General features: G+C 72.3%; 4 protein-coding genes. 2 read left to right on the forward strand and 2 right to left on the reverse strand.

The window, feature by feature from the left end:
- The first annotated feature begins 330 nt into the window (after positions 1 to 330).
- Both J1C73_RS07770 and J1C73_RS07775 read left to right on the forward strand, forming a co-directional pair.
- Positions 331 to 1,482, forward strand: coding sequence for a hypothetical protein (locus J1C73_RS07770; RefSeq protein ID WP_307797625.1), 1,152 nt, complete (start codon positions 331 to 333; stop codon positions 1,480 to 1,482).
- A gap of 5 nt (positions 1,483 to 1,487) precedes the next feature.
- A complete protein-coding gene (locus tag J1C73_RS07775) occupies positions 1,488 to 3,854 on the forward strand; it encodes a glycosyltransferase (RefSeq protein WP_372446663.1) in 2,367 nt (788 codons plus the stop codon).
- A 68-nt stretch (positions 3,855 to 3,922) separates the two neighbouring features.
- On the opposite strand, the gene J1C73_RS07780 is transcribed toward J1C73_RS07775, so the two are convergent.
- Complete coding sequence (locus tag J1C73_RS07780) at positions 3,923 to 5,296, reverse strand: polysialyltransferase family glycosyltransferase (protein WP_207315695.1); 1,374 nt, start codon at positions 5,294 to 5,296, stop codon at positions 3,923 to 3,925.
- A partial coding sequence (locus J1C73_RS07785) for a glycosyltransferase family 2 protein (protein ID WP_207315696.1) occupies positions 5,293 to 5,962 on the reverse strand: 670 nt, incomplete at its 5' end. The genes J1C73_RS07785 and J1C73_RS07780, both read right to left, overlap by 4 nt.

Genomic DNA, 5,962 nt, shown 5'->3' on the forward strand with positions numbered 1-5,962 from the left:
TCCCTACGCCCCTTCCCCCCCACGGGCATCAGACGCTTTGGAGCGCCATGACGAAAGCCCGCAGCCGTTGGCCACGGCAGCGCGACGCACAGGACCCGCTCCCGTCCGAGGACGGCACCTCTCCCCTCGCCGCCGTCCGTCCGACGGAGCTGGAGACCTGCCTGCGTGCCTGCGCCGCCCACAGCGGGAAGCTGGTCGCCGGGCTCGACCGGCGGCGTACGGCGCTGGCGGAGGCGCTGCGGAATCTGCTGGCCACCCACGCCGCCATGGAGCAGGCGCCCGCCGCCTCCCCGGCTCCGCTGCTGCGGCGCACCTCCAAGGGTGNNCACCGTGCTGACCCAGCGCAGGCGCTCCCGTGCGGCCTGGCGGCTGCGGGCCCGCGTCCTGGAGGCGATGGGCGCGGAGGCCGACGCCGTCGAGGCGTACGAGCGCTACCTCGACCTCACCGACGACGACGGCTTCGGGATCGCGGCGAGGACGGCCGGGCTGCGGGCCGGAGCGGAGCGCCAGGGCGAGCTGCTGCGGATGCTGGAGCGGGACTGCCCCGAGGCCGCGGGCTTCGCCGGAGGGCCGGTCACCGACACCTGGGCCGAGGGCCTGGCCCTGCACGCGCGCGGGGACTGGAACCGCGCACGGTCCCGGCTGATCGGCGCACTCCTGGCCCAGGACCGGTCCGGCGCGCCGGTGCCGGAGATCCAGGAGGCCCTCGCCCAGTACCTCGGCCTCGCCCTGGAGGCCGGCGGCGCGCCGGGCAGCGGCGGCGCCCCCCGCACCGCCCCGGGCAACGACGGCCCCCGCCACCTCACGGAGCTGATCGCGCTCTACGCCGGGCAGCGCCGGACCCGGATGCGCGGCCCGGTGGCCGACCCCACCTTCGGCGGGGTCGAATGGTCCACGCTCGGCGAGTTCCGCAACCACATCGCGGGCAAGTCGATCTGCCTGATCGCCAACTCCCAGCGGGTCGGGACGGGTTCGATGGGCGCCGAGATCGACGCGTACGACCTCGTCGTCCGCTTCAACTCGTACCGGATCGACCCGGCCGCCACCGGCAGCCGCACCGACATCCACGCCACCATCCACAAGCACGGCTTCAACTGGGACCGGAAGGTCCACACCCGGCTGGTGTTCGGCGGGATCTCCGGCGACTGGAAGCACTCGCTGCGCACCCGGCTGGTGCCGGGCGCCCAGCAGTACCTCGGCGACGAGTCGCTGCGCTGGCCGCTGCGCGACATCGGCAAGGTCGGCACTGACGTCTGGCCCGCCATCCCCACCAGCGGCTTCAACATGCTCTGGCTGCTGGACCACCTGGACGTCAGCCCTCAACTCGACCTGATCGGCTTCGACTTCTACGAGAGCGGCGCCTACCGGCTGCCCGCCGCGATGAAGATGCCGATCACCTCCGTGCACGAGTACACCAGCGAAAAGGCGTGGGTCATGGAACGCGCCCAGAGCGTCACCGATACGAGGATCCGACTGCGATGACGACGATGACCCCTGCCGAGACGCCCCCTGCCGAGATTCCCCCCGCCGACGCGCCCGTGCCCGCACAGCCCGCCCCGGCCAACGCCCTCACCGGCAAGCGCCGGGTCGCCTTCGCGAGCTTCGTGGACGAGAACTACCTGCCCGGCTTCCTCGCCCTGCTGCGCAGCCTCGCCCTGTCCAACCCGGCCGTCTGCGAGGACTTCGTCGTCCTGCACGACGGGCTGCGCCCCGCTTCCGTCGCCCGCATCCGGGAACTGCACCCGCGCGTCGACTTCCGACGGGTCGACGCCGCGCACTACGACACGTACGCCAAGGGCGACCAGGACAACTACCTGGTGCGCAAGGCCTACTTCATCCTGGACGTCTTCCGGGTGCGCGACTACGACACCGTGATCACCCTGGACACCGACATGGTGGTCCTCGGCGCTCTGGACGAACTGCTGAGGCTGCGCGAGGGGCTTGCGGCCGTTCCGCAGTTCTTCTACGGACAGCACAAGCTCAACAGCGGGCTGCTGGTCATCCAGCGCGAGTACCTGAGCGACGCGTTCTGCGCACGCATCGACGAGGTCGGCCGCAGCGGCGACTACGAGCTGGACAAGCACGACCAGGGCATCCTGAACGCCGTGCTCGACGGCGGCTTCGTACAGCTCGACTCCCGCTACAACTTCGTCAAGCGGCGGCTCTCCGGCGACCTCCCGGTGCCCGACACCACCGCGATCCTGCACTTCACCGGACGGCACAAGCCCTGGCAGGGCGGCGAGGCCGGGTACGGCCTGGCCGAGGACCGCTGGCGCGGGTTCGAGCTGTCCGACGCCGAGTTCCACGCCGCCTACCTGGCGCTGCCCGGCGCCAAGCACCACGACCTGCTGGTGCACTACGGCACCCCGCACGTCCGGCGCACCGCCGACCCCGACAGCGCCCGCCGGGTCGCCACCGCGCACATCGTCGCCGGTGAGTACCAGGAGGCGGCCGAGCTCCTCGGCTCGGTCCGGATTCCCGTCGACGAGGCCTGGCCGCACGAGGTGCTCGGCCATGCCCTGATGAGCGTCTCCCGCTACGAGGAGGCCCGCGCCCAGCTCCTGCTGGCGGCCGCCGCCCCCAACCGGGCCGCCACCGCCTTCTCACGCCTCGCCCAGATCGCCTGGATCCACGGCGACGACACCGGCGCGGCGCAGTACGCCCTCGAAGGACTCGGCGTCGACCCCACCCACCGGGCGAACCGGCTGATGTACAAGCGCACCAGGGACGCGGAGACCCCCGACGAGGGACCGGCCGCCGAGCAGCTCGCCCACGTCGCCTTCTACATGGACCGGCAGGGCAACGCCGGGGACAAGCTGCTCCCTTCGAGCGTCCGCCTCGCCTTCGGCCGCGACACCGGCCCGGCCCGCTGGCACTCCGTCCACGCCCACCGGCTGTTCGACGAGGCCGCGCTGGAGCGCGTCAACGCCCGCCGCGGCCTGGTCATCGGCGGCGGCGGCCTCTTCATCCCGGACACCGCTCCGAACGGCAACAGCGGCTGGCAGTGGAACGTCCCCGACGGACTGCTGGAGCGGATCGACGTACCCGTCATGGTGTACGCGGTCGGCTTCAACGCCTTCGACGGCCAGGCGTACGGCCACGGCCGGGAGCGGTTCCTCTCCTCGCTGCGCAAGCTGGTCGAGCGCGCCGCGTTCTTCGGGCTGCGCAACCACGGCTCGATCGAAAAGGTCCGCGAGCTGCTGCCGTCCTCGCTGCACGACAAGGTCCGCTTCCAGCCCTGCCCGACCACCGTCACCCGGCACCTGGTGGACGGCTGGACCGATCCCGCGCAGCGCGAGAACACCGTGCTGATCAACGCCGCGTACGACCGCTCGGGGCTCCGCTTCGGCCACGACTACGGGCACTTCCTCGCCGAGATGGCCACCGCGGTGAAGGGGCTCGCCGGCCGCGCCGAGGTGAAGTGCGTGGCCCACTCGCTGGACGACGAGCGGATCGCGTTCGACCTGCGGCGCGAGCACGGCATCGCGCTGCCGGTGATCCCGATGTACGACTTCGGCAACGACGAGATCCGGGACACCTACGCCCGGACCAGGCTGGTCATCGGGATGCGCGGGCACGCGGGCATGATCCCGTTCGGCTGCGGTACGCCGGTCATCAGCCTGATCTCGCACCCGAAGATGGCGTACTTCCTGTCCGACATCGAGCGGCCCGAGTGGGGCATCTCCGTCCATGACCGGCACCTCGGGGCACGGCTCGTGGAGCGGGCGGCCGGACTGCTGGACGACCACGCGGCGGCGGTCGCCGATGTGCACGGGCGCCAGCGGGAACTGTGGAAGGTCACCGAGGCGAACGCCGCGGACCTCCAGCTGATCCAGGCAGGCGTGCGCGTCTGACACCACGGCGGACGAGGGGCGGGGCGCGACCGGCGCCCCGCCCCTCGTCCGCCGTCACCGCGCCCGGCTCACCGCCGCGCGCCCGGCCGCAGCGCCTTCGCCCGCCGCGCCACCCGGCGCACCGCGGCGCTCCGCGGCAGGAACGCGAACTGCTCGGGCACTCCGCCCGGCAGCGCGAGCGAGGTCAGCCGCCTGCGCTTGAAGTAGCGCCGGGTCGCGGCCGCGGGACGGGCGGCGAGATACCGTTCGGCGACCGGGCGGAGCCCCGGGTAGATCTTCGGCTGCATGGCGAAGCCGACCGCGCTCACCAGGTCGTTCAGCCCGTCCGGCGCCACCGCGGGCGCCGCCCCGGCCGCGCCGTGGTCCTCCAGGTCCGGCACCAGCGCGTCCACCAGCGTGACCGGGACCCGGTTGCTGTTCTCGTACGGGGTCAGCCGCTCCAGCAGCATCTGGGTCCCGACCCGCGCCACCGGCAGCCCGTAGAACGCGGACGCCGTGAGCAGCGCCGTCGAGAAGCAGCCGACGACCAGGGCGGGCCGCATCCGCTGGTACAGCACCTCGGCGAGGACCGGGGCGGTGAGCACCTCCGCGTCCAGCACGGTCAGCTCCGCGCCGAGCCGCTCCGCCTCCGCCGCCATCCCCCGCGACCACTGGGCCGGGGCCGTCGGATGCGGTTTGAACACCAGCCGGGTGTGGCCGAGCCGGACCGCGCCGCGCATCATCCGCAGATGCAGCTCCTCCTCCTCCGCCGCGCTGATCAGGCCGAGGGCGGAGAGGTACTGGCCGAGCAGCAGCGCGGGAGTCTCCACGGACGGCACGCCCGCCGCGACGTCGGGCGCGTCGCCCAGCTCACCGAGCACCTTGAGGAAGGCCTCGGTCGGCACGATCCGCGGTGCCACGCCGAACTCCGTGAGCAGCAGCGGCCGCAGTCCCGGCACCAGGTCGAGATGGAGCAGCCGCCGCACCCGGGTGCCGACCAGCGGGTCGATCTTGTTCCGGGTCGGGCCGTAGCTCATCAGCCCGTCCGCGTACACGTCGATGGGCACACCGGTGAAGATCTGGGCGATCGCCATGGCCGGGTCGACCTGGATCGACTCCACCGCGATCTCGATGTCGTCGTCGCCGAGTCCCCAGGCCAGGCGCAGATGCCGTTCCCACAGCGGAACGTCGTCCGGCCGCGGGGACCAGCCGCCCGGATGGTGCGGGGCGATCGTCGCGTTCCACGACACGACATCGTCGAACCGGCCGCGCAGCACGTCGAATCCGGGCATCGCGTCGACGGCGGACGCCGTCTCCGGGATCGCCGCGTTGTTCGAGACGAGCAGGACGCGGCGGCCGGCGTCCGCGAAGAGGCCCGCGTCCAGGGCAGCGGCGAGGGTGGCCGTGCCGTAGAGGGTGGAGGCGAAGAAGATCTGCGTCGTACGGGCCCGGCTGCTGTTCACGCGGCCGCCACCTCCTTCGCGGCGGACCGCCGGCGCAGCCGGCGCAGCAGGGTCGCGCGCTTGACGTCCATCGAGTCGAGGGCCTCGTCCAGCACATCCTGCGGCATTCGCCCGAGAGCACCGGCGCTCATCGATTTCAGGGCACGCGCCACAGCGGGTTCGAACCTTTCCATCGAACCCATGTGATGGGAAATGATCGCGCAATAGTTTCGGACCGCTTTCGGCAGAAGTTCCCGCGCATCGCGGTCCGCCGCTGTTTCCCGTACGACCTGGTCGAACGAGCGAATGAAATCGAGCTGGCGCATGTCACCGATCTGGGTGAGCGACGAGGCGACGCCGCGTCGGTAGAAGATTCCGAGAAGCCCCAGCACCGCGAAGGAATCCGCCTCGCGGTGCAGCCGCCAGATCCACGGCCGGTCCTCGGCGGTACGCAGCCCGTCCGTGAAGTGCAGCAGCCCGCGGTCCAGCAGCCGGCGGTGGTAGAGGCCCGCCCAGGCGTACGCGTAGTCGACGGAGGTGCTGCGCCCGGCGGGCAGGATCGCGTCCCGGGGTGCCATCACCTCGCCCCTGCGGCCGTGCGGGACGCGCTGGACGGTACGGGTCCTGCCGTCGGCCTGGACATGGTCGGTGCGGACGAAGTCGCAGCCCAGCGCCTCGGTCCTGGCC

The organism is Streptomyces laculatispora (assembly GCF_017353455.1).
Classification (GTDB): domain Bacteria; phylum Actinomycetota; class Actinomycetes; order Streptomycetales; family Streptomycetaceae; genus Streptomyces; species Streptomyces laculatispora.

Bases quoted from the DNA above. Each gene is read 5' to 3' on its own strand.
- J1C73_RS07775 (WP_372446663.1), top strand. From the start codon at position 1,488: ATGACCCCTGCCGAGACGCCCCCTGCCGAGATTCCCCCCGCCGACGCG.